This is a genomic window from Bauldia sp. (genome assembly GCF_965232525.1).
Lineage (GTDB): Bacteria > Pseudomonadota > Alphaproteobacteria > Rhizobiales > Kaistiaceae > Bauldia.
Genome location: NZ_OZ246980.1, coordinates 1160403 through 1184920, shown reverse-complemented (window position 1 = coordinate 1184920; position 24518 = coordinate 1160403). Strand labels below are relative to the sequence as shown.

The following is a 24518-nucleotide window of genomic DNA, read 5'->3' as shown; positions in this document are numbered from 1 at the left end:
GCTTGGGAGGCCGTATCGGGAAGACGTGAATCGTTCTGACCCCATGGCACATCTGACCCATCACACATGGGCATTGGCCCCAGCGCTGGTTCTGTGCACCCCGGCGCAAGCTCAGACCGGCTCCGATATCGACGCGCTGTCGCTGGGCACCGGAATCGGAACCGCGCTAGTCGTCCTGCTCGCGGCGGTGATCGGTCTGTCGGTGTTCGCCAAGGTGCTGATCTTCATGGGCGTCGTGCCACGTGAGCCGACCAACCGCTGGGAGGCGCTCGCTCATGCCATGGCCGATATCGTCGGCCGTCTCCGCCCGCAGCGATCGATCCGCGATCGCCGTCGTTCGGGCCGACTTTAGCGGCAGGATGCCGCCTGAACGCATTTTCATGCGGAAAACCGAAGGAAGTTGGCGGTTTTCTGCCATTGGCACCGGACACGAGGTCACTACGCTGCAGACGAGGTGAGGATGTCGAGCAGGCTCCTTACGACGGAGGCGGAGCATGGCCAATATCGTCGGAACGAACGGCAATGATTATCTCAAAGGCACCAACAACAACGACCGTCTGAAGGGCAAGGGCGGTAAGGACACGCTCAAGGGGAAAGACGGCAAGGACGAACTCCTCGGCGGCGACGGGAAGGACATACTGTTCGGCCAGAACGGCAAGGACCTGCTGTTCGGCAACGCCGGCAAGGACACGCTCGACGGCGGATCGGGCAACGACAAGCTCGACGGCGGTGGCGGAGACGATACGCTTAAAGGCAAGGGCGGTAACGATACCCTGACCGGCGGCCCGGGCGGCGACGATCTCAACGGTGGTGGCGGTACCGACACCGCCGAGTACAAGGAGTCGCCGGTGGGCGTGACCATCGATCTGATCGATGGCATCGGATTCTTCGGTCACGCTGAAGGCGATACGCTGACCAAAATCGAGCGGGTGAAAGGCTCGGCCTTCGACGACACGCTCCGCGGTGACGACCGGGACAACGTTCTCGTCGGGCGTGACGGCGAGGACATCCTGTTCGGTAGAGGCGGCAACGATAAGCTCAAGGGCGGCAACGACAACGACCAGCTCTACGGCGGTGCCGGAGCCGATGACCTCGACGGCGGCAGCGGTATCGATGTCGTCAATTATGAAGACTCGCCAGCGCGCGTCTCTGTCAACCTGGCCACGGGACTTGGGCAAGGGGGCGACGCCGAAGGGGATACGCTGAAGCGCGTCGAAGTCGTGATCGGTTCGAACGCCGGTTTCGGCGATACGCTTCACGGCAACGACGACACCAACGGTTTGTTTGGCCTCAACGGGAACGACGTTCTATGGGGCTACGGCGGTCAGGATTTCCTCGTTGGGGGTGCGGGCAACGACGAGTTGAGAGGGGGTGACAACGACGATGTTCTGTGGGGCGAGGCCGGCAACGACGTTTTGTGGGGCGGCGCCGGCGGCGATCTCATCGATGGCGGCGCCGAAGGCCCTGGCGGCGACATCGCGATCTATCTTGATTCGCCAAGCGGCGTCACCGTCAGCTTGGGCGCGCAAACCGCCTTCGGCGGCTACGCAGCCGGCGATACCCTGGTCGACATCGAGTCGCTCAGAGGGTCGAATTTCGGCGACAAACTCGAGGGCGACTGGCGCGACAACTTTCTTGCGGGCGAAGGCGGCAGCGACACACTCGGTGGTGGCGACGGCAACGATCGGCTCGACGGCGGCAGCGGCGTCGATCAGTTGTTTGGCGATGCGGACAACGACACGCTGACGGGTGGCGCCGACGTCGATTTCCTCAACGGTTTCACCGGGTCCGACACCTTCCGCTATCGTGATCCGTCCGAGACCGGGGTCGGCAATGGAAATCGCGACCTGATTCTCGACTTTGGCGTTGGGGGCGATGCTGACACGATTTCGCTGTCTGCGATCGACGCAACGCCGACGACGCCGGCGGACGATGCCTTCTCGTTCATTGGCACCAACTCATTCACCGGCGGACCGCAAATCCGTTACTTCCAGGACGCCGGCAATACGATCATCCAGGGTGAACTCGGTGGCGACGGCGACGCCATTGTCGATTTCGAGATCTTCGTCGCCGGCCTGATCACATTCGTGGCCGGTGATTTCAGCCTCTAGGATAGCATCGTGCCGATACTCGACCATTGCCTGATACGGCCGATGCTGATGTAGTACCGACGTCCATCCGCTCCGATCCGGAGGTCGAGACGCGTGCAGGATATCGGTACCAGCAATCGACTCCGCGCGCTGTCGCCCCGCGAACGGGATTGCTTGCGCCTGATCGCCGCCGGCCACACTTTCAGCGACGTCGCCGCCGACCTCGGAATCGCCCGATCCACGCTCGACAAACACCTGGCTTCCGCTCGCCATAAACTCGAAGCTCGGACGACGGTCCAAGCCGTGCTTCGCTTCGAAGCGGAGACCGAGGCGGTTGTCGATACAGACGAAGCTATGTGGACCGAATTGACCGATAGCTCAGAAACAGCGATCGCTCTCGTCGAACGCCTAAAGTCCACGCGAAGCTTCTCGGCGGCCTGGACTGCCTTACACGCTTCGACCGCCGACTTCGGGGTGGTGGCCATTAACTTCGGTATCGTTGCCGACCCGAGCGGCGTGATTTCGGATCGAACCTACATGTTCCGGTCGTCCGCGCCGGCGGAGATGACCAATCTCTATGTCGCCATTGGCGGTCACAGGGTCGACCCGATCCCACGTATCGCCGTTCGGGACAAGCGACCGTTCGTGCACATTGTCAGCGAAACTGCGCGGGGTCTTTTCGCAGATGAAATGCCGCCCGGTCTGTCGGACTTCCTTGAGTGCCTGTTCGACAACAAGCTGGACCGCCAGGCCTTTGCGCCTGGATCCGACCCCCTGACCGGTGCGACTTACGGGCTCAACTTCATCGTTGGCGGCATCGACCCCACCGCCTTCCGGCGGACGGTGCCAGGGCAATTACCGACGCTTCGAAGGTTTGCACAACTATTCTGGCATTATGTGCAAACGCACGGACTGCTCCGTGACTTCGTTGGCCTGAACCATCGGGAATCCGAAGCGCTTCGTTTGGTGGCACGGGGGTTTCGAACGGCCGAGGTCGGCGACCACATGAACGTTTCCAACCGAAGCGCTGAGACCTATCTCGCCGGCGCACGGCGAAAACTCAAAGCGACAACCAACGCAGAAGCGATCTACCGTGGCATGGTCTATCGAGTGTTCAACGATGAGACAGCTAGCCGCGGAGCCATCGTGAGGCGTGCAACGGGTGGTCTGTGACCAACGTCACAGACGCGCCGGCGACGCGCCTCTAGGGCAACGTTCCTCGGCCGACGTTTTCAGGCGGCCCGCTTTTACTGACCAAACATTTTTAGGGATCGGCCTGCGCCGGCGTTCATCAAAACAGAACGATCCGGCGCGATCGGCGCGCGAGGGAGGGCGCTCATGACCACGACTCCGACTGTTTGGAAATCACAAACATATCGTCGACGCGACCATCGAGGGCTATCTGTCGCACCCGGTCGTGACCGATACCGGTTTGGGACGCTACGTGGTGATGTCGGTGGACAAGGGCAAACTCCTTCACCAAGAGGATGGCAAAGGCGGCGCAGACGCCGTGCTGTTCGCGCGGGTCGGTGTCGGCTTCAAACTCGACAAGAACGACTTCAAGATGATCGACGACCTGGTACTTTGACACGCGCCCGCCCCGCTCTCGCCACGGTCACCGGTCAATCAGCCGACCCGCTGGCGTGAAGGGGGGGAACACCGATCCATGAAACCGAAGGTCATTCTGTTCGATGCGGTCAGTCTTGATGGCTGCACGACCAGTTTCGCGGTCGATCAAGGCGCGTTCTACGCTCTGGTTCAGAGCTTCAAAGAAGATGCGACGCTTGCCGGTTGCGATACGCTGCTTGCCGCCACCGATGCGAATTTCGACCCTCCGGCAACACCACCGACTGCGGCCGAACCCAACGATCCAAGGCCAATTCTCGTCGTCGCCGATAGCCGCGGTCGGCTTAAGGGATGGCCGTTTTGGCAATCGCAACCGTTCTGGAAGAACTGGATCTCACTGTGCACCGACCGCACGCCGGCCGACCACATTGAGGCTCTTCGCGACTGGGGTGTAACACCGCTCATCCTCGGCCAGGACAAGGTCGATCTAGGGGTCGCGTTGGCTAGGCTGGCCGGTGATTATCGGGTCGGCAAGGTTCGCGTAGAGAGCGGTGGTCGGCTGAATGGCGCCCTGTTCGAAGCGGGACTGGCAGACGAACTTCACCTTCTGGTTCATCCGACGCTGCTCGGCGGCGCGGCGCACGCCCGATTTGCCGGCGACCTGGTCTCAGCAGGCGGCATTCCACTTCGCCTCGATACCGTCGAAACGCGCGGAGAGGACTTGGTCTTTCTTGGCTACACCATCGCGAACGCCTGATCGGGGACCTACAACGCCGTCCCGTAATCTGGTCGGGAATACGTCGATCGCCTTTCCGTGCCGCCTTGCCGCGACTAGTGTCTCCTTTTCGTCGAGGAGCACGCGAGAGTGATGGACTCGGTCACGACAGAAGCGCAGGCGCGCCCACGGGTCGGTAGAGCGGCAATCGCCAGCTGGCTCACCTTCGATTGGGCGACGCAGCCGTTCTTTACTATCGTCACCACCTTCGTCTTCGGGCCGTTTTTCGTCGCCCATGTCGCTGCCAACCCGGTCGAAGGCCAGGCGCTGTGGGGCTATTCGCTCAGCGCCGCCGGACTGATCATCGCCCTGATGTCGCCGCCGCTCGGCGCCATCGCCGACGCCAGCGGCGCCCGTAAGCCCTGGATCGCGGCGTTTTCGCTGCTGCTGATCGGCGGTTCGGCGGCCCTGTGGTGGGCCGAACCCGGCGTCGACGGAGCGATCATGATCGCGCTGGTCGCTTTTGCCATCGCAACCATCGGCGCCGAATTCGCCACCGTGTTCACCAACGCGATGATGCCCGACCTGGTCGACCGGGGTCGGCTTGGCCGACTATCGGGGACCGGCTGGGCGGTTGGCTACATCGGCGGACTGGTCGGTCTGGCGATCGTGCTCGGGCTGATGGTCGGCAGTCCGGAGACCGGTAAGACGCTGTTCGGGATGGATCCGATCCTCGGCCTCGACCCGTCCCGATTCGGCGGCGACCGCGGGTCTGGCCCATTCTCCGCCCTGTGGTACCTGATCTTCGCTCTGCCGCTGTTCTTCTTCGTGCCTGACTTGCCGCAGCGCATGGCAATCGGTACGGCGGTACGCGTCGGACTCCGCGACCTCAAGGGAACGCTGATGCAGGTGCGTCGCGACCCCAACGCCGCCCGTTACCTGCTCTCACATATGATCTACATCGACGGGCTCGGGGCGCTGATGGCGTTCGGCGCGATCTACGCCTCCAGTACGTTCGAGTGGTCGACGATCGAGCTCGGCCTGTTCGGCATCATTCTGCTGGTTGTCGGAATCGCCGGCTCACTTATCGGCGGTTCGCTTGACGACCGGATCGGCCCCAAGCGGGTGATCGCCCTCAGCCTTCTGATCCTGACGCTCGCCAGCATCGGATTTCTCTCGGTCGATCGTGAGCACATCCTGTTTTTCGTCGCCGTGCCGCCACCGACCGACGGTGGCGGCTTGTTCGAGTCGGTCGGCGAGAAGGCCTACCTAGTGTTCGGCATTCTGGTCGGACTGGTCGCCGGGCCGCTGCAGGCAGCCAGCCGCACATTGCTGGTGCGGGTCAGCCCAGGGGGGAAGATCACTCAGTATTTCGGGCTCTATGCCCTATCCGGCAAGATCACCAGCTTTGCCGGACCGTTCGCTGTCGGCACCCTCACAGCGCTCGCCGGCAGCCAGCGGATCGGTATTTCGATCCTGCTCGCATTCTTTATTGTCGGGCTGATGATTCTCGTACGGGTGAAGCAGGACCCATGAACCGACAGCCAGCACGGGCGCCGATCTCCAAACAGACCACGGAGGTGCTGACACTGGCTGCCGGCCACGTCGGCGCCGGGCGGCTGCGCGCCGGCATCAAGGCGCTGGAGCGGCACCGCCCCGCCCTCAGTCACCCCGCCGGCCAGAACATCCTCGGCAATGCCCACCTCCACGCCGGACGGCTCGATGCGGCACTGAAAGCCTTCGACGCCGCGTTGGCCCTAGCGCCGCAATTCGCCGAAGCTCATTGCAGCCGCGGGGTGGCGCTTCAGGAACAGGGTCGGTTCGATGAGGCGCTCGCAGCATTCGACCGGGCGTTGGCGCTGAAACCCGCCTACCCGCTCGCCCACTACAATCGTGCCAATGTCCTGCAGGCGCTGCGCCAATACGACAAAGCGGTGATCGCCTATGACCACGCGGTGCAGATGGAGCCGCGCTTCGGCGAGGCACACCTCAATCGCGGCGTGACGCTGCTCGCTGTCGGCAAGCCTCAACCGGCGGTGCTCGCCTTCGACAAGGCATTGCGGGCCCGGCCCGGCTGGAGCGAAGCGCTGCTCGGCAAGGCGACGGCGTTGGCGCGGCTGCACAAGCCGGCCGAGACACTGGCCGCCGCCGATCAGGTGCTCGCCCGCGAGCCGGACAACACCGAGGCGCTGAGCCTGCGCGGCGATGCCCTGACCCGGCTGAAACGCGCTGACGAAGCCGAGGGCGCGTATCGGGAGGCACTGGAACTCCTATCCGAAACCGACGCGACTGCGCTGGTCCGCAGGGCCACAGTCTATTCCGCGATCGGCGATCCGGAAGCCGCGCTGGCGGCCGCCGACCAAGCGATCGCCCAGTCCGAAACCGCGGCGGCCCATATGGCCCGTGCCGAAGCGCTCCGGCACCTCGGGCGCCTCGACGACCAGCTTGCGGCGTTCGACAAGGCGGTGACGCTGGAACCGCCGACCGCGACGCTTCATCATGGTCGCGGCGTGGTGCTCGGTGAACTCGGCCGGCTCGACGAAGCGGAAACGGCATTCGCGGATGCGGTGGCCCTCGAGCCCGGCAACCCGCGCCTGCGCACCGACCGGGCGCTCCTGATGCTCCACCGCGGCGACTACCAGGCCGGTTGGGCCGAACACGAACAGCGGCTGCGGTTGCCCGAATTTGCCTTCGGCGGCGGTAAGGTCCAGCGCTGGACCGGCGAGTCTATTGCGGGCAAGTCGCTGCTCATCCATGGCGAGCAGGGCCTAGGCGACACTATCCAGATGCTGCGCTATCTGCCGAAGGTCGCCGAGAGCCGGGCAAAGCTGACGCTGGCACTCCCGCCGGCCCTAAGGCGGCTGATAGCTAGCAGCTTCACCGGCCTCGATATCATCAAGGACGATGCAGTATCGGAGGGCTTCGATTTCGCAGTCTCGCTGATGAGCCTGCCGCACTTGTTCGACACCCGCGCGGACACCGTGCCGGGACCGATCCCCTATCTCGAGGCGGAACCGGATCTGGTAGCGAAGTGGCAGCAGCGGATCGGCACCGACGGGTTCCGCATCGGCATCTGCTGGGCCGGCAACCCCGACCACCGCGCCGACCGGTATCGCTCGATTCCGCTGGCCAAGTTCGCGCCGTTGGCGGCGGTCCCCGGGGTCCGGCTGATCAGCTTGCAGGCCATGCACGGGCTCGATCAGCTGGACGCGCTACCAGAGGGCGTGGCGGTCGAGTCGCTCGGGCCGGAGGTCACCGACAACCCTGACGGGCTTGCCGAAATCGCTGCCGCGATGGGCGCCCTGGACGTGGTGATCAGCGCCGACACCGCGGTGGCGCACGTTGCCGGCGCGCTTGGCAGGCCGGTGTGGACAGCGATTCGCTACCAGCCGGAATGGCGCTGGCCGGAGGGCAAGAGCGAGCCGCCGTGGTATCCGACCATGTGGCTGTTCCGCCAGCCGGCGGTCGGCGACTGGGACAGCGTGTTTGCCGAGATGGCGGCCTATCTGGCTAAGCACATGGGCCGGGGTTGAGGATGTAGCCTCGATCAGCGCGCTTGCTGGGTTCGCGATCGACCCCAACGCAAGTCGCCTCTGTCGACCGGCCACTCGGTTTGCCCGTGCGTTGCCACACCCCGTCGTTCTCCGGCTCGACCGGAGGACGACGGAGAGTAGTTGACTGGATCGCGACATCCCGGACAGAGTCCCGAACACGTGCGGTCGCACTAATGCCGGAAGTGGCGCATGCCGGTGAACACCATGGCGAGACCGCGATCGTCGGCGGCGGCGATCACTTCGTCATCGCGCACCGAACCGCCGGGCTGGATGACCGCGGTCGCGCCGGCCTCGGCGGTGGCGATCAGACCATCGGCGAAGGGGAAGAACGCGTCCGAGGCAACCACCGCCCCGATGGCCAAGCTCTCGTCGAGGCCGGCGGCTTCCGCCGCTGCCTCCGCCTTGCGGGCGGCGATCATGGCCGAGTCGACCCGGCTCATCTGTCCGGCTCCGATCCCCGCCGTGGCGCCGTCCTTCGCATACACGATGGCATTGGACTTGACGTATTTGGCGACCCGCCAGGCGAACAGGAGGTCGGCCATCTCGGTCTCGGTCGGCGCGCGCTTGGTGACCACCTTAAGGTCGCCGGGAGCGACGACGCCGTTGTCCCGACTCTGAACCAGCAGCCCACCGGCGACGCTGCGAACGTCGAGGCCTTTTGCCCGTGGGTCGGGCAGGCCGTCGGTGATCAGCAGTCGCAGGTTCTTCTTAGCCGCGATGATCGCCACCGCCTCTTCGTCCGCCTCCGGTGCAACGATGACTTCGGTGAACACCTTGACGATCTCCGCCGCCGTTGCGGCGTCGAGGCGGCGATTGACCGCGACGATGCCGCCGAAGGCGGACACCGGGTCGGTGCGCAGCGCCCGGCCGTATGCGGCGATCAGGTTGTCGCCAACGGCGACGCCGCAGGGGTTGGCGTGTTTGATGATGGCGACGGCGGCCTCGGTGTCCGGGTCGAATTCGGCGACCAGTTCGAAAGCGGCGTCGGTATCATTGATGTTGTTGAACGACAGCGCCTTGCCTTGAACCTGCCGGCCGGTCGCGACTCCTGGCCGCTTCTCGCCGGTGAGGTAGAGCGCGGCACTCTGATGCGGGTTTTCCCCATAGCGGAGGCCGATGGCAAGCCGACCGGCAAAACTCCGCCATTCTGGCGCCTCCTCCCGGACCTCATCGGCAAACCAGGTAGCCACGGCCGCATCGTAAGCGGCGGTGCGGGCAAAGACTTTGGCGGCCAACCGCTGGCGCAGATGGAGGTGCGTCGCGCCGTCGTAAGCATCAAGATCGGCGAGCACGTCGTCATAGTCCTGCGGCGTCACACAGACCGTGACATAGGCATGGTTCTTGGCGGCGGCACGAATCATCGCCGGGCCACCGATATCGATGTTTTCCACCACCGTCGCCGCATCGGCGCCGCCGGCGACCGTCTCCGCGAACGGATAGAGATTGACCGCCAGCAGGTCGATCCCGGCGATCCCGTGCGCAGTCATGGCGTCGGCGTGGGTGGGATTGTCCCGCACGCCGAGCAGAGCGCCATGGACTGCCGGATGCAGCGTCTTCACCCGGCCGTCCATGATCTCCGGGAAACCGGTGACCTCGGCAAGATTGGTGACCGCAATGCCGGCTTCTTCGAGCGCGGTGCGGGTACCGCCGGTCGAGACGATAACCACGCCGCGATCGGCGAGGGCGCGGGCGAAGTCGACGACCCCGGTCTTGTCGAAGACGGAGATGAGGGCGCGCCGGACCGGCACGAAGTCCGGTGGGTGTACGGTAACCGGAGAAACGACCATCGGTATCAGGTATTCCAAGGGATTGGGCAGGAACGGGCGCCGATACCACGATTCACGTCGCCGGCAAATGCACCAACCAACGGCTCAGGTGTCGGCCGGCGCCTCACGCTGGCGCGGCGGCGCGAGCGCCCGCCGCCGGCCGCCGACCGCGACCCGTTGGAGTTGCCAGGAAACCGCCGGATTGTGCTGGGCCCGGCCATGCACGACGATCTGGCTGGTCTGCCGATTGCCTCGGCTGTTCGACATCAGGATACTCTCCTCGATCTCTACCTCCGGGCCGTCTGTGGCAAACGCCCAGGTCTCACCGTCCGGCAGCGCGAGACTGATGCCATTGCTATCCTGGGTCACCTGAACATTAGGGTGGAGGTGGAAGCGGATGGCGAAAGCGTCCTTACCGGAGCGGCTGATCGGCTTGCCGTTGGGGGCCAGGAACATGTCGAGGCCGTCAAGCCGGTCGCCGGCGTCCGACAAGGCAAGTTGCCGTTCGTGGACGATGGCGTAGCGGCTGACATAGCCGTTGTGGCCCATCTCTAGGATCGTGGCGCCGGCCTCGAAGCGACGCTCCGACTTGACGCGGGTCGGTCCGGCGATCACCGCTTCGCCGAGCCAATCGCCGATCCACGAACGGGCGAGAAAGCGGCACTGGGAGGTGTCGTTGAGGCTGACCGTCGAATGTGCCGCGGTGGTGCGGGCCAAACGGTGAAGCGGCCCGGTGCTACCGAACGGGACGCCGCAATTGATGATCAGCCGCTGGCGGCCGGAACTCATCTCGAACGACAGACAGCCGGCATGAGCGTCGACGGAAAAGTCGGTTGGCGGCGGGCGGCCTGCATCGACGATCATGATGGTAGTGCCGGCCTCGACCCGCTGGTAGCCGCTGTGCGGCGTTGAGGTCAGCGGCGCGCCACGGACATCGTCATAGGCAAGCACCGTGGCGAGCTGATCCGCAGGCGTGTCGCCGGCGCCGTTGAAACGGGCGAACGAACCGTCACCCTGGCGAAAATAGCGTAGCATCGGCATCATCCGATCGATCGCCGAGAGCAACACCCTTGAGGTCTCGACGCCGCGCGCGGTAAACGCCTGTCGGAGCGGCAGGAGATCGAGCAACAGCTCCAGAATCGCTGCCGGATTGCGGCTGATGTGGCCGCCATCGGGCAGGATCTGGCGGACCAGTTCCTGATCGAGCCATTTGCTCGCTTGCTTAAGGAAGCGGGTCTGGTCCGACATCGACAAGGCAGCCGAGGTCAGCGCGATCATCACCCGCAACCGTGGCATGCCTTGAGGACCATCATAGGCTGTGCGTCGCAGATAGCGCACCTGACGGGTCAGCGAACGCATGAAGCGGCGGTAGAAGGCGAGATCACAGCCATCGAGAATAAGCGGCGCCTGAGCGAGCCACGAGATGACCCGCCTGGCGGTGACCCCGGTTTCCATGGCGATCGGATCGACCTTGCCGGCCTGTTCGATCCACTCCTCGACAAGGCTGCGGGCGTTGGAGCGCGAAATGGCGGTGTCGGTGGCGCGCAGATGCCGCAGCCAGCCGAAGCCATGGAGCTCTCGCGCCCACGCGTCACTCGGCGGATCGACATCGAAGACCGAGTAGCCGTTGATGTCGAGGCCTTCGCCGGAGAAATAGAAGCGGCCGGCATAGATATCGAGCGCGGTCGTCGGGTCGGCAGTGCGTAGGTCGATCGGCGCGATCAGCAAGCGCTCGGGCACGGCACCCGTGTACCGCCAGCGATAGAGTAGGCTGGCGTGGTAGCGGAACGCCATCTGGCGCGAAAACGCGCTCAGGGCAAAGCGAAACTGCCGACCCTGACCGGATACCGATCCGATCGCCATCAGCCTCCTCCAGAGACTTCGGGAAAATCCTGCTGCGACCACCGAATCGCAGACAGCCAGCGGACTATCGCTTCCGCAACGTCATGGCGCAAATCGTTCATTGGCTTAGTTTACCCGCAGTCGCGCCACGTAGAACCCATCCAGTCCCGAAAGTCGCGGGTCGGCTTGGCGCAGATGGCAAGGCAGGCTGCGGATCGTGCCGGAGTCGGTGACAACCTCCTGAAGGCCGCCAATTTCGGCCGGATTGATCGGCAGCGGCGCGACATCGGTCCGGTCCGACAGCGCGGCGATCCGCGCTTCGCCCTCCTCCGGTTCCAGCGAGCAGGTGCAATAGACCAGCGTTCCGCCGGGTTTCACCCAGCGGATAGCGCACTCCATCATCTGGGCTTGGAGTCCGGCAAGCGTAGCGATATCGCCGGGTCGCTTCAGCCAGGCGACATCTGGGTGCCGACGAATGGTGCCGGTCGCTGTGCAGGGCGCGTCGAGAAGCACGGCGTCAAACGGGGCGGCCGGCTCCCACGACAGGACATCGGCCGCGACGATCTCGGCGGAGAGCTGCAAGCGATCGAGGTTGGCGGCGAGGCGTTCAAGCCGCGCCGAGGAGATGTCGACCGCCGTCACCGATGCCCCGCGGGCAGCCAGCGCGGCCGTCTTGCCGCCCGGCGCGGCACAGAGATCGGCAACCCGCATGTCGGCGACGTCGCCGAGCACCAGCGCCGGGAGCGCCGCCGCAGCGTCCTGGACCCACCAGGCGCCCTCGCCATAACCGGGCAGCGTCGTGATCGCGCCACCGGTGGCCAATCGGACGGTTCCTGTTGGTAGGACGACCCCGTCCAATCGCTCCGCCCAAGTGTCGGGATCGGCCTTGACGCTGAGGTCGAGGGCCGGCTCAAGCCGTTGCGCTTCGGCAATCGCCCCGGCGATCGGAATACCATAGGTACGGGTCCAGCGCTCCCACAGCCAGTCGGGGGTGTCGGCGACCGGTGTATCAATCGCGGCAAGGAGTGCAGGCCTATCGCGGACGATGCGGCGCAGGACGGCGTTGGCTAGGCCCTTGTAACGCCGGGCAGCGCGATCCTGGCCAACAAGATCGACAGCGATCGAGACGGCCGCATGGTCGGCGGTATCCATGAACAGAATCTGGGCGGCGGCGACTTCGAGGACGCGGTCGAAGGATCCCGCCTTCTTCGGCGGCTTCGCGATGAGGCCAGCGAGGATGGCCGCGATCGTACCGTGCCGCCGCAGCGCCGTCGTCACGATGGCGCGAGCGAAGCGGCGATCACGTTCGTCCAGACGGCCGAACGAGGCCCGACCTTCATCGGCGTCCCACAGGGAGTCGAGCGGGCGGCCCTGATCGAGCACCGCCGACAGCAGCGCGACGGCAACCCGGCGTGGCGCGATACCCAGCGCCTCGCGCCGTTCCGTCCGGTTCACCACAGCATCACCTTCCTCACGCCGCACTCGCGTCAAATTGGTCGGTTGGGCTTAGCATGGCATCGGGGTCGGGGGACCTAAGACTGCTCCAACCGCGTAAGGGGCGCGACCCATGGCGACACCGACGGCGAACGAGCAGTATATGCTCGAGCTGATCAACCGCGCGCGGCTCGATCCGGCCGGAGAAGCGGCACGATACGGCATCAACCTGAACAAGGGCCTGCCTTCCAAAACGATCTCCGAGGACCCGAAGCAGCCGCTGGCGATGAACCCGGACTTGCTGGACGCCGCCAGAGACCACAGCACTTGGATGCTGAACAAGGACGTTTTCAGCCACACCGGTGCCAGTGGATCGAGCGCCGGCGATCGGATGAGGGACGCCGGCTATTCGTTCTCGGGCAGTTGGGTCTGGGGCGAGAATATCTCGTGGCGTGGGACCACAGGTTCCCTCGACCTGACGAATGCGATCCGCCAGCAGCACAAAGGATTGTTCCTCAGCTCCGGACATCGCGAGAACCTGATGAATGGAGCATTCCGCGAAGTGGGCGTCGCGCAAGTCGAAGGCGTCTTCACCGATGGCGTGGACTACAACGCCTCGATGGTTACCCAGAACTTCGCCAAGTCCGGCTCGGCGGTATTCGTTACGGGCGCGATCTACGACGACAATGACGGCGACGATTTCTACTCCGTCGGCGAGGGCGACGGCGGGGTGGCTGTTACGGCCAACGGCAGCGGTACAACGTCGTACGGCTCCGGCGGATACCAGGTGAAGGCGCCTAAGGGCTTCGTCACCGTGACCTTCGACGGATCGATGACGATCAAGGTCGACACGACGAACGGAAACGCCAAGGTTGATCTCGTTGACGGTGATACGGTGGCAAGTTCCGCCGATCTCAAGCTCGTCTCCGGCATCAAACAGGCACATCTCCTCGGGGTCGGCGACATCGACTTGGCCGGCAGCGACGCCAGCGATCGCCTCGACGGCAATGACGGAAAGAACAAACTCGTCGGTCAAGATGGCGACGACCGACTGAACGGCGGGGCGGGGAAGGATACGCTCAAGGGTGGCCCTGGCAACGACATCCTCAAAGGCGGCAAGGGCAAGGATACGCTGAAGGGCGGCCCTGGCGCCGATAAGCTCGTCGGTGGCAAAGGCAATGATTCGCTAAAGGGGGGTAACAACACAGACACCTTCGTATTCACCGACAAGATGGCCGTCGACACGGTCAAGGATTTCGATCCGGGAACCGACTTGCTCGATTTCACTGATCACTTCGGAACGGCCAAGAAAGCACTAGCGGCCGCTGAGAAAGCTGGCAGCAAGACGGTCTTCGATCTGGGTGGCGGCGACAAGGTTAAGTTGAACGGCGTTGCGCCGAAGGACCTCGCCGTCGAGGATTTTATCTGACCGCCTCAACCCCAGGGGCCGGGACTGCGGCTGCTCGCCGGACCGGTACGCCCCACCCGCGGCACTGCGACAGATGTGGGTTGCGGCGTGCTCCCGACACCCATTTCACGCTGGATATCCCGCAAGGCGGCGATCCGCTTGTCCATCGGGGGGTGGGTGGCGAACAGGTTATCCATGCGCACGCCGGACAGCGGATTGACGATGAACAGATGTGCGGTTGCCGGATGCCGTTCGGCATCCTCGTTCTGGTAGCGCTTGGCGGCGCCGGAAATCCGGGCGAGCGCGGAAATCAGCCAGTCCGGCCGGCCGGTGATCTCAGCGGCGGTTCGGTCAGCCGAATACTCGCGAGTGCGGCTCACCGCCATCTGTACCAGCATGGCCGCAAGCGGTGCCACGATGATGGCGACCAGGAGACCGATGACGCCGAGTGGATTGTTGTTGCCGCGGCCGCCGCCGAACATGGCAAGATAACTCAACATCGAGATCGCACCGGCGATGGTTGCGGTAATCGCCATGATCAACGTGTCGCGATTCTTCACATGAGCGAGTTCGTGGGCCATCACCGCCTCGATCTCCTCGCGGGAGAGGCTGCGCAACAGACCCGTGGTGGCGCACACCGCGGCGTTGTCGGGATTGCGCCCGGTCGCGAACGCGTTCGGTTGCGGCGTGTCCATGACATAGACCTTGGGCATTGGCAGCTCGGCCTTCGTCGCCAGATCCTGGACCATGGCGTAGAGCTCAGGCGCCGTCCGCGCGTCGACCTCGCGCGCGTGGTGCATCCGCAACACCAGCTTGTCCGCGTTCCAGTAGGTGAACAGGTTCATGCCGGCCGCGATAACCAAGGCCACGACCATGCCACCGGTCCCGCCGACCATATAGCCGACGGCCATGAAGAGCGCCGTCATCACGGCGAGCAACATGCCGGTACGCAAAACGTTCATAGATCGCTCCTTCTCCGCCCGGCGATCAGAGCCTGACGAAGACATAATGATGGGGAGCGGTCAGGGGGCGTGCAAGGCTGGCCGGCGTTCCGCGTTGGCGCCTACTTGCAGTAGAGACTGCGACCGGTTTTGCCGCGTTTGGCGAGATCGAAATGGAAATGACTGTCGTGAAAGCGGTCCGATCCCGGGCCGAGCACGGTGGTGAATGGGCCGCACGCGGCTTTGCGGACCGCGCTGAGGAAGCGCCGCTCTCGGAGTGGGCCGCGGCCGACTTCGACCCAGCCAACGCCGTCGACCTGGAACGCGGAGATATCCACCGCGTTGCCGAAGGAATGTTCACTGAGCTTCGCCCCCGGTTGACCATTGCGCGTACGGCAGTGATAGGCGGCGGCGACTCGAATGCCGGTAATCCTGCCGCCAAGGTGCTGACGCGCCGCCAGATTGCCCGGGCCAGCGATCAGACCGGCGAGCGCCTCCGCCACCTGGCAGTTGAGCACCGACGGACGCGACAGTTTGATCCCGCCAGCCCCAAGCGCCGATACCCGGGTCGGCTCGGCGATCCCACAGCGACCGTCGCGGATCGGCGGAGCCTTCTCGGCAACGATTCCGATCGCCGCGAGCCGTCCACCACACCCGTCTGCTGCTCCCTCGGGCGGCGCCGTGAAATCGCGGCGGGACAAGGCCGCGGCAGCAGCCGACCGGGGACGCGGCAGCGGAACGGCAACGAATGCCTGGGCCTCGACGGTCGCTGGGCTGGTGGGCGCCGCCTCAACCAAGGGCGCCGCGATGACCGCCGGTGTACCAGCCTCCGACGCAGCGGGAGCCGGCGGTTCGGGCGCCACGACTGTCACCTCGGGTTCGGCCGGGTTGGTCGCTTGCAGTGCCCCCGCCGGCGGCGGCGGGAGCGGTTCGAAGGTCGTCACCAACGGACCGGGCGCGGCGTCACTGAAGCGGCGATCGAATTCGGCGGCGGGAACCTGAGGTGACGGCGCCGCGATCGTGGACGTCTCGGCGGCCGCCACGGCCATTGGACGCAAACGCGGCAACGGAACGACGATCGTACTGGTCGGAGTAGCCGGGGGCTCAACCTCTGACGTTGGCGTCAGGCGGCGTGACGACGGCTTAGCGCGGTCGCGGGTAAAGACCTCTTTCAGGGTTTGGACCGGCGGGGCAAACAGGCGGCGAAGCGAATCATCGGCCCAGACCTCGGCAATCGAGACGCCGGAAACGATGAGAGCGACCGTCACGGTCGCCGTCGTGACCCGATTCATGCGCCGGCGCCCTCGCAACGGAGCGCTGCGCGATGAAACTCGGCGGCACGATCGTCGAAGCAGCAGAAGGTAACGGTGCCCAAACTACCGGGATTGTCGTCGGTCGCCGCGCGGACCGTGTCGACGGCGATCGCTGCCGCCCGATCCGGCGGGAACCCGAAGCGCCCCGTCGAAATCGCCGGAAATGCGATGGTCGTCACATCGTGCGCTCGGGCTAACGTCAACGATTCCCGGTAGCACGAGGCCAGAAGCGCCGGCTCGCCCTCGTCGCCGCCCTGCCAGACCGGCCCGACCGTGTGGATGACGTACCGAGCGGGAAGATCATAGCCGCCGGTGATCTTCGCTTCGCCGGTCTTGCAGCCGCCTAGCGTCCGGCATTCCTCCAGCAAGCCGGGGCCCGCGCCACGGTGGATCGCACCGTCCACCCCGCCCCCACCGAGCAAAGACGTGTTGGCGGCATTGACGATCGCGTCCACGTCAAGCGTGGTAATATCGGCCACTGTCACGTCGAGACGCACCCCCGCCATGGTCACCGGCTAAGCAGGAACACGGCCTGCTGCCCGAACAGGTTCCAGAACCACCATGGCGCATTGAGGGCAATGCGCTGGCCGGCGCCATTTAGCGCCACGGCCTTTTCGATGCGGGCGTCGACTTCGTCGCACAGCGCGACGAAATCGCGAATCGTGCAGAAGTGGATGTTGGGCGTATCGTACCAAGTATAGGGAAGACTGCGGGTCACGGGCATGGCGCCGTTAAACAGCAACTTTCCGCGAATCCGCCAGTGCCCGAAATTCGGAAACGAGACGATCGCCTTCTCGCCGATCCGCAGCATCTGCTCGACCACCAGTCGCGGCCGATGAGTCGCCTGCAGCGTCTGGCTGAGGATCACGAAGTCGAAGGCATCCTCCGGATAGTCGGCAAGATCCGTGTCGGCGTTGCCCTGAATGACGGACAAGCCGCGGGCGACGCATTCGTTGACCCCCTTCTGGCTGATCTCGATGCCGCGACCGTCGATGCCCCGAGTCGCTTCCAGCAGGGCGAGGAGTTCGCCGTCGCCGCAGCCGACGTCGAGGACCCGGACGCCCGGCGGAATCAGTTCCGCGATGACCAGATGATCGACGCGCGTCGCGGTGGTCGGGAAATGGCGCTCCGGTGCGTTCATCTCAGCCGAGCCCACGCGGCCGGCCGGCCGAGGACAGGAACCCGCGGATTGTCGAGAACAGTTCCGGCTCGTCCAGCAGGAACGCATCGTGGCCGCGATCGGTGTCGATCTCGACGAAGCTGACGCTGGCGCCAGCGGCATTAAGGCCGCGGACCACAGCCTTGTTCTCCACCGTCGGGAACAGCCAGTCGGACGTGAACGAGATGACGCAGAACCGGGTCTGGGAGTTGCGGAAGGCATTCGCCAGCCGCCCGCCATAGTCCTCGGCGAGGTCGAAATAGTCCATCGCCCGGGTGAGGTAGAGGTATGAGTTTGCGTCGAACCGGTCGACGAACGTCATCCCCTGATGGCGGAGGTAGGACTCGATCTGGAAGTCCGCGTCAAAGCCGAAGGTGGGCTTGTCACGGTCCTGCAGGTTACGGCCGAATTTGCGGTGCAGCGCCTGTTCCGACAAATACGTAATATGCGCCGCCATGCGGGCGACAGCGAGCCCCTTACGGGGGCTGCCGCCTTCCGTGAGGTAGCGCCCGCCCCGCCACTCCGGATCGGCCATCACCGCCTGGCGGCCGACCTCATGGAAGGCGATGTTCTGGGACGAGTGGCGCGCACCTGCGGCGATCGGCAGAGCCGAGAACACCCGCTCGGGGTAGGTGGCTGCCCATTGCAGCACCTGCATGCCGCCCATCGAGCCGCCGGCGACCGAGAACAGAGTCTCGATGCCGAGATGGTCGAGCAGGCGGGCCTGAGCGCGGACCATGTCGCCGACAGTGATTACCGGCAAATCGAGCCCATAGGGTTTGCCGGTCGCCGGGTTCGTCGAAGCCGGACCGGTGGTGCCCAGACAGCCACCGAGGACATTCGAGCAGATAACGAAGTAACGGTCGGTGTCGATCGGCTTGCCGGGACCGACCAGAGTGGTCCACCAGCCGGGCTTACCGGTCACGGGATGGACGTTGCCGACATGCTGGTCGAGGGTGAGCGCGTGACAGATAAGGATCGCATTGGACTTTTCGGCGTTCAATTCGCCATAGGTCTGATAGGCGATCTGCAGGTGGTCGAGCCGGGTACCGGAATCGAGCAGGAGCGGCTCGTCCGGGCCGAAGCGGACGACTGGGCTGGACGGAGTGTCCGCCTGGTTCTGGGCGTGGGTCGTCAGGTCCGCCGATGTGGACCCGGCCACTTCGCTTTCGCCGGCGAGCGTCATCGCGTTCGGTTTTCCTTGCAAACGTCCAGATTTGCTAGGATCGGGGGTGCTAACTGTCAACGTTTTCTTTGATTTTGCCGACCGGCTTGCCTATGACTTCGGCGCCCCGATGGGCACTTTTCATGCGAACTCTCATCACTTGGCCTGACCCTTCATGACCGACATCGCCACCGGCAACCAGCAAGCGCTGACCGACCTGCGCGGCAAAATCGATGCGATTGATGGCGAAGTCCACGAACTGCTGATCGACCGGGCGGCGGTGATCGACTCACTGGTCCGCATCAAGGGCACCAGCGTCGCTGCCAACGCGTTTCGGCCGGGTCGCGAAGCCGCGATGATGCATCGTCTGGTCGCCGATCATCGCGGCGCGCTGCCAATCACCACGGTCGAGCACATCTGGCGGGAGATCATCACCACCTTCACCCGACTGCAGGCTCGGTTCGACGTTGTGATCGACGCCTCCCTCGAGCCGGAGTGGATGCGCGACCTTGCACGCTTCCATTTCGGTTTCTCCGTCAATGTCGACTCGATGCCCGATGCTCACGCCGTCGTGGCGCGGGTAGCGGAAAACGGCGATCTCGGCATTGTCGGCCTCGACACACCCCAATCGGCGCGTGCTTGGTGGCGGCGTCTGATCGGCAGGCCGGCGCCGAAAATCATGGCCCACCTGCCCTTCATCCTCGTGCCCGACCGGCCCGCCGACGTCCGTGCCGTCGTCATCGCGCCGCCGCTCGGCGAGCCGACCGAGCCGGACCTTAAGATGTTCGCGGTTTCCTCGTCATCGCCGGTGACAACTGCGCCCGGGATCGCCGTGCTCGCCAGCCAGCAGAACGGCGATGAATGGGACACGCTTGTGGCCGTGAATGCCGATCTCGACGAGGCTGGGTTCGCCGCTCGGGCCGCCGCGGGCGTGACCGACGTGATCGAGGTGGGTGGGCTCTTCCGCGGCATCGCGGTGGATACCCCGCCGTCGCTTCTCTATGCGGGTTTGGGAGAAGCGGACCGATGACCGATTCATCCCAACGGCCCGAGCCGCGTGATGGCGTGCTCGACATCGACATCTATGTGCCCGGGCGGAGCAAGGCCAAACCCGGCATCAAGCTCCACAAGCTCTCGTCCAACGAATCGCCCCTCGGGCCGAGCCCGGCGGCGGTCGAGGCCTACCGGACGGCTGCGGCGGACATCGCCTTCTATCCCGACGGCGCGGTCACCGCGCTACGTGAGGCCATCGCCGACGTCTACGGCCTCAACGCCGACCGAATCATCTGCGGGAATGGATCGGACGATGTCCTCCACCTGATCGCTCAAGCTTACCTCGGCCAAGGCAACGAAGCGATCTATACGGAGCACGGTTTTCTGATTTACCCAATCGCGGTCCGCGCAGCGGGCGGCACACCGGTGGTGGCCACCGAGACCAACCACACCGCGGATGTCGACGCGATCCTTTCCAAGGTCAGCGAGCGGACGCGGGTCGTGTTTCTCGCCAATCCCAACAATCCGACCGGGACTTACCTGCCGTTTGACGAGGTGCGCCGGCTGCAAGCGGGGCTCCCGAACAACGTGCTGCTGGTTCTCGACGCGGCCTACGCCGAGTATGTCCGTCGCAACGACTACGAGAGCGGGATCGAACTCGCCGCGACCACCGACAACGTGGTGATGACCCGGACGTTCTCGAAGATCCATGGACTGGCCGGCCTGCGGCTCGGCTGGGGCTATGGACCGGCGCATGTTGTCGATGTCCTGCGGCGGATTCGCGGACCGTTCAACGTCAACGGCCCGGCGATGGCCGCCGGCGTGGCCTCGCTTCGCGATCGCGCCCACATCGACCGCGCTGCCCAGCACAACGCGGCCTGGCTTCCGCAGCTCTCCGAGGCCATTGCCGGCCTCGGGTTGAAGGTAACGCCAAGCGTCGGAAATTTCCTGCTGGTCCATTTCGCCGATCCAGCACAAGCCCAAGCGGCCGATGGATTTCTAGTCGAACGCGGGATCGTTGCTCGGCGGACGGACGCCTACGGCCTGCCTGCGGCGCTGCGGATCAGCGTCGGCACCGAGGAGGCGAACACGACGCTGATGGATGCCCTGAAGACATTCGCGACGGCCCAGACGAAAGCGGCCAATGGCTGAGGGTCACTTTCCCCGGCTGGCGTTGATCGGCATCGGCCTGATCGGCTCGTCGATCGCGCTGGCAGCGCGACGCGCCGGAGCCACTGATCACATCGCCATCCACAGTCGCACCCCGGAAACCCTGCATCGCGCGGAGAATCTCGGGCTCGGCGATAGCTACCACGCCGACCTGGCCGACGCGGTGCGCGACGCGGACTGCGTTATCCTCTGCGTTCCGGTCGGCATCTCCGGCGCGATCGCCAAGGCCATCGCCGATACGCTCAAGCCTGGCGCCATCGTCACTGATGTCGGCTCGGTGAAGGCGTCGGTCGTGGCGCAGATGACCCCGCACCTGCCGGCGACAGCGCACTTCGTGCCCGGCCATCCGGTCGCCGGGACCGAGAATTCTGGCCCCGACGCCGGCTTCGCGGAACTGTTCGACAACCGCTGGTGTATTCTCACCCCGTTTCCGGAGACGGACGCTGGGGCGGTTGCACAGCTTGCCGCGTTCTGGCGGCGCCTCGGCGCCTATGTCGAGTCCATGACGCCGGAGCATCACGACCTAGTGCTGGCCATCACCAGCCATGTGCCGCATCTGATCGCCTATAACATCGTGGGTACCGCAGCCGATCTGGAGACCGTCAGCCAGTCGGAAGTGATGAAATTCTCAGCCGGCGGTTTCCGTGACTTCACTCGGATCGCTGCATCCGATCCAACCATGTGGCGCGACATTTTTCTTCATAATCGCGAAGCGGTGCTGGAGATGCTGGCGCGGTTTTCCGAGGACCTCAGCGCGCTGCAGCGGCTGATCCGCTATGGCGAAGGTGACAAGCTGTTCGACCTGTTCACCCGCACCCGGGCGATCCGCAACGGCATCATCGAAGCGGGCCAGGAAACCGCGGCCGCCGACTTCGGCCGGCCGCATGGCGGGGACGAAGACCAGGGCGGCTAGAGCCGCAAGGGCGGGATCGACCCGAGCGGGATTATGCCAATCGACACGGTGCCGTTGCGAATGGTCAGCAGCAGGTCGCTAGCGTCGGGATCGTCCTCGACCGGCCGCATGAACATTCCAGCGGCACCGATCGCCTGGGCGACCTGATCGCCGGCCCCCGGCTGGATCTCATCGATCGCGGCGGGCAGGGCATCGAGGTTGGTCAGGCGAACGATCAACTCACCGGACAGCAGTCCGTCCGGGGCAACCTCGACTGTGCCGGAGGCGATCGCCGACGCATCGCCGAGGGCAAATCCTAAACGCTCGACATCGACGACACCGCCGCCGGCGACCCAGGCGCGGATCGTCGCTTGCGGATCGGTGCCGAGCGCGCTGCCGAAATCGCGGGCGGCAGCGTCGAGCCACGCAGCGGCCTCCGGGTAGTTCTCGCCACCGATCGGGGTCATGTGGATGTCCTCGGCGCGGACATAGAAGCGATAGGCATTGTCCGCAACCGGTTCGGCGATGACTTCCGCTTCGCCTGCCGAGAAGCGCTCGAACAGCAGCCGTACGCCATCCGGTCGGGGCGTAACCGCGACCCCGTCAAGCGCCACGGCGAGGCGGTTGACCCCGGAAAAGCCGGCGTCGAGCTCGGCGGTGGCCAGTGTCCAGTCGGCGTCGAGAGAGAGCCCCTGAATCGGCGCGTCGACGGCAAGCGGGCCGGCGAGCGAGCCCTGGATGCTCCCCGGCCAATAGAGCGGGGCGGACGCGGCGGCTCCAGAAAGCGCGACGCGCATCCCCTGACGATCGTCGGTAAAGGAGGCATCCGTGCATTCAAGATCGAGAGTCAGCGGAAAACCACCGGTCGTGTTTTCGACACAGGCCAGGGCGCGGCCGTTGGCGGTCAGCGACGCGACCAAACGATCGGCCGCAGTCGCTGCCAGCCAACTCGAGCCAAACCAGTAGGCGCACCACAACACGACGAACAGGACAAGGAGGATGACAAGCCACCGCCAACCGCGTCGGCGGCGGCGCTCGGGCTGAACGATGGGTTCTCGTGTTGCGTCGGTCATGTCACAATTGATACGGCCCGCCCGGTCGGGGCGCGGCTCCGCCTACGTTCACGCACTTAAGGCGCTTCGCCGCACCTTCCAATGCCGCCTGTCGCAATTCCTATGTCCGATTTCTGGGTGTTTGGCTATGGATCGCTGATGTGGCGGCCGGGCTTTCCGCATCGCGAAACGGTAATCGCCGATCTCCCTGGCGCCCACCGGGCGCTTTGCGTCTATTCCTGGGTTCACCGCGGCACGCGCGAACGGCCGGGGCTGGTGCTCGGGCTCGATCGCGGCGGTTCGTGCCGGGGAGTCGCCCTCCGCGTGGCGGCAAACGACCGGGACGGAGTGATCGGTTACCTCAGGGACCGTGAGCTGGTGACGGATGTCTACCGTGAGGTCTGGCGACCGGTGCGCCTCCACCGGAACGGGCCGACGGTCAAGGCGCTGACCTTCGTCGTCGATCGCGGCCACCGGCAATACGCCGGGCGCCTGCCGCCGGAGATACTGCTCGCCCACGTCCGCGGCGGGCATGGTCGCTCCGGCGCCAACCGGGAGTACATCATCAACACCGTCGATCATCTGCGCGCCCTTGGTATTCGCGATAACGTGTTGGAGCACCTCGCCGCCGCGCTTCATTCTCACTGAACCGCAGATGGTCCTGCCGGTTCGCGCTGCTCGCCAAGATGATTGAGGGCTTCGATTGCGATTGGCGACGGATTCGGCCCTGCGGCCGCCTCCGCCAGCAGGCGTGCCGATGCCGACTCGACGGTCTCCTCCAGCGTGGTGAGAAAGGTCTTGGCGTCGAGGCCCGGCTCGATCGGCGGCAGGAACTCGAACACGATCGTGCCAGGGTAGCGCAGGAATCGTCGGCGCGGCCAATAGACGCCGGAGTTGAGCGCAACCGGCACCACCGGTACGTCCAGCGACTTGTACATGCGGGCGACGCCATAGTGGTAGTCGGGCGGCGCTGTCGGCGCGCGACGGGTGCCCTCCGGGAAGATCACGATCTGGCGGCGCTTGGCGATCTCCTGTTTCGCTCGCTCCACGAGGGCGCGCAATGCCGCGGAACCGCCACCGCGCCGCACATGGATCATCCCGCTGGTGATGGTGTAGAGGCCGAACAGAGGAATCCAGGTCAGCTCCCGTTTCAGCACGAAAGTCGGGAACGACAGCGGCGGCAGCAGGGCGAAGGTTTCGTATGCCGACTGATGCTTGGCAGCGACGATCGCGCCTCCCTCGGGAATGTTCTCCTGACCGCGAATCTCGAGACGGATACCAGCGAGCCAACGGGCGAGCAGAATGCACAAGCGGCCCCACGCGCGGGCGAAGTCAATGCCGGTTTTCTGCTTCATCAGCAGGAATGGCACGGCGCCGACGATGAGGAGCAACGCGGTAGCTACGTAAAACGCGAGGTTGAAGGCAAGCGAACGAAGGAGAAGCACGCGGCGGGTCGGC

General features: G+C 65.1%; 22 protein-coding genes. 12 read left to right on the top strand and 10 right to left on the bottom strand.

Annotated features, from left to right (window positions below; translation table 11 throughout):
- The first annotated feature begins 43 nt into the window (after window positions 1–43).
- From ACO076_RS05665 to ACO076_RS05635, 7 genes are all read left to right on the top strand, one after another.
- Entirely contained in the window at window positions 44–352 is a 309-nt protein-coding gene (locus ACO076_RS05665) for a hypothetical protein (RefSeq protein ID WP_421725753.1), read from the top strand.
- A 142-nt stretch (window positions 353–494) separates the two neighbouring features.
- Window positions 495–2111, top strand: coding sequence for a hypothetical protein (locus ACO076_RS05660; RefSeq protein WP_421725752.1), 1617 nt, complete (start codon window positions 495–497; stop codon window positions 2109–2111).
- 93 nt (window positions 2112–2204) lie between these two features.
- Window positions 2205–3263, top strand: coding sequence for a response regulator transcription factor (locus ACO076_RS05655; RefSeq protein ID WP_421725751.1), 1059 nt, complete (start codon window positions 2205–2207; stop codon window positions 3261–3263).
- Between the two features lie 244 nt (window positions 3264–3507).
- The gene (locus tag ACO076_RS05650; protein ID WP_421725750.1) at window positions 3508–3678 is read left to right on the top strand and encodes a hypothetical protein; all 171 of its coding nucleotides are present in this window, start codon (window positions 3508–3510) and stop codon (window positions 3676–3678) included.
- A 78-nt stretch (window positions 3679–3756) separates the two neighbouring features.
- On the top strand, window positions 3757–4413 hold the full coding sequence (locus ACO076_RS05645; protein ID WP_421725749.1) for a RibD family protein: 657 nt from the start codon (window positions 3757–3759) through the stop codon (window positions 4411–4413).
- Window positions 4414–4524: 111 nt separating this feature from the next.
- A complete protein-coding gene (locus tag ACO076_RS05640; RefSeq protein ID WP_421725748.1) occupies window positions 4525–5907 on the top strand; it encodes an MFS transporter in 1383 nt (460 codons plus the stop codon).
- Window positions 5904–7904, top strand: coding sequence for a tetratricopeptide repeat protein (locus ACO076_RS05635; protein WP_421725747.1), 2001 nt, complete (start codon window positions 5904–5906; stop codon window positions 7902–7904). The genes ACO076_RS05640 and ACO076_RS05635 overlap by 4 nt, the downstream gene beginning before the upstream one ends.
- Window positions 7905–8095: 191 nt before the next feature.
- On the opposite strand, the gene purH is transcribed toward ACO076_RS05635, so the two are convergent.
- The 3 genes from purH to ACO076_RS05620 all read right to left on the bottom strand — a co-directional run bounded on the left by purH (window position 8096) and on the right by ACO076_RS05620 (window position 12988).
- On the bottom strand, window positions 8096–9712 hold the full coding sequence (gene purH, locus ACO076_RS05630; protein WP_421725746.1) for a bifunctional phosphoribosylaminoimidazolecarboxamide formyltransferase/IMP cyclohydrolase: 1617 nt from the start codon (window positions 9710–9712) through the stop codon (window positions 8096–8098).
- A gap of 84 nt (window positions 9713–9796) precedes the next feature.
- Window positions 9797–11554 carry a heparinase II/III family protein gene (locus ACO076_RS05625; protein ID WP_421725745.1) on the bottom strand — a complete coding sequence of 586 codons (1758 nt, stop codon included), beginning with the start codon at window positions 11552–11554 and terminating at the stop codon, window positions 9797–9799.
- Window positions 11555–11659: 105 nt separating this feature from the next.
- Window positions 11660–12988, bottom strand: a complete 1329-nt coding sequence (locus tag ACO076_RS05620; protein WP_421725744.1) for an RsmB/NOP family class I SAM-dependent RNA methyltransferase — start codon at window positions 12986–12988, stop codon at window positions 11660–11662.
- Window positions 12989–13100: 112 nt separating this feature from the next.
- Between ACO076_RS05620 and ACO076_RS05615 the strand changes: the two genes are divergently transcribed.
- On the top strand, window positions 13101–14396 hold the full coding sequence (locus ACO076_RS05615; RefSeq protein ID WP_421725743.1) for a CAP domain-containing protein: 1296 nt from the start codon (window positions 13101–13103) through the stop codon (window positions 14394–14396).
- Window positions 14397–14401: 5 nt separating this feature from the next.
- Here ACO076_RS05615 and htpX read toward each other — a convergent pair whose 3' ends face one another.
- The 5 genes from htpX to metX form a co-directional block, all read right to left on the bottom strand.
- A complete protein-coding gene (gene htpX / locus ACO076_RS05610; RefSeq protein WP_421725742.1) occupies window positions 14402–15337 on the bottom strand; it encodes a zinc metalloprotease HtpX in 936 nt (311 codons plus the stop codon).
- Window positions 15338–15438: 101 nt separating this feature from the next.
- Window positions 15439–16608: an extensin family protein gene (locus ACO076_RS05605; protein WP_421725741.1), complete on the bottom strand. Its 1170-nt coding sequence runs from the start codon at window positions 16606–16608 to the stop codon at window positions 15439–15441.
- Window positions 16605–17135 (bottom strand): O-acetyl-ADP-ribose deacetylase, encoded by a 531-nt coding sequence (locus tag ACO076_RS05600; RefSeq protein ID WP_421725740.1) that lies wholly within the window; start codon window positions 17133–17135, stop codon window positions 16605–16607. The genes ACO076_RS05605 and ACO076_RS05600 overlap by 4 nt, the downstream gene beginning before the upstream one ends.
- A gap of 2 nt (window positions 17136–17137) precedes the next feature.
- The gene (gene metW, locus ACO076_RS05595) at window positions 17138–17770 is read right to left on the bottom strand and encodes a methionine biosynthesis protein MetW (protein WP_421725739.1); all 633 of its coding nucleotides are present in this window, start codon (window positions 17768–17770) and stop codon (window positions 17138–17140) included.
- A 1-nt stretch (window position 17771) separates the two neighbouring features.
- Window positions 17772–18974, bottom strand: a complete 1203-nt coding sequence (gene metX, locus ACO076_RS05590; RefSeq protein WP_421725738.1) for a homoserine O-acetyltransferase MetX — start codon at window positions 18972–18974, stop codon at window positions 17772–17774.
- Between the two features lie 154 nt (window positions 18975–19128).
- Between metX and ACO076_RS05585 the strand changes: the two genes are divergently transcribed.
- From ACO076_RS05585 to ACO076_RS05575, 3 genes are read left to right on the top strand one after another with little or no spacing between them, the layout of a single operon-like run.
- A complete protein-coding gene (locus ACO076_RS05585; RefSeq protein WP_421725737.1) occupies window positions 19129–19983 on the top strand; it encodes a chorismate mutase in 855 nt (284 codons plus the stop codon).
- Window positions 19980–21098 carry a histidinol-phosphate transaminase gene (gene hisC / locus ACO076_RS05580; protein WP_421725736.1) on the top strand — a complete coding sequence of 373 codons (1119 nt, stop codon included), beginning with the start codon at window positions 19980–19982 and terminating at the stop codon, window positions 21096–21098. The genes ACO076_RS05585 and hisC overlap by 4 nt, the downstream gene beginning before the upstream one ends.
- On the top strand, window positions 21091–22029 hold the full coding sequence (locus ACO076_RS05575; RefSeq protein ID WP_421725735.1) for a prephenate/arogenate dehydrogenase family protein: 939 nt from the start codon (window positions 21091–21093) through the stop codon (window positions 22027–22029). Before hisC ends, ACO076_RS05575 begins: the two co-directional genes overlap by 8 nt.
- Here ACO076_RS05575 and ACO076_RS05570 read toward each other — a convergent pair.
- Window positions 22026–23081, bottom strand: a complete 1056-nt coding sequence (locus tag ACO076_RS05570; protein WP_421725734.1) for a DUF2125 domain-containing protein — start codon at window positions 23079–23081, stop codon at window positions 22026–22028. The two genes, ACO076_RS05575 and ACO076_RS05570, sit on opposite strands and share 4 nt — an antisense overlap.
- A gap of 102 nt (window positions 23082–23183) precedes the next feature.
- Between ACO076_RS05570 and ACO076_RS05565 the strand changes: the two genes are divergently transcribed.
- Window positions 23184–23708 carry a gamma-glutamylcyclotransferase gene (locus ACO076_RS05565; RefSeq protein WP_421725733.1) on the top strand — a complete coding sequence of 175 codons (525 nt, stop codon included), beginning with the start codon at window positions 23184–23186 and terminating at the stop codon, window positions 23706–23708.
- On the opposite strand, the gene ACO076_RS05560 is transcribed toward ACO076_RS05565, so the two are convergent.
- Window positions 23702–24505: a lysophospholipid acyltransferase family protein gene (locus tag ACO076_RS05560; RefSeq protein WP_421725732.1), complete on the bottom strand. Its 804-nt coding sequence runs from the start codon at window positions 24503–24505 to the stop codon at window positions 23702–23704. The genes ACO076_RS05565 and ACO076_RS05560 overlap by 7 nt on opposite strands.
- Between the last annotated feature and the right edge of the window lie 13 nt (window positions 24506–24518).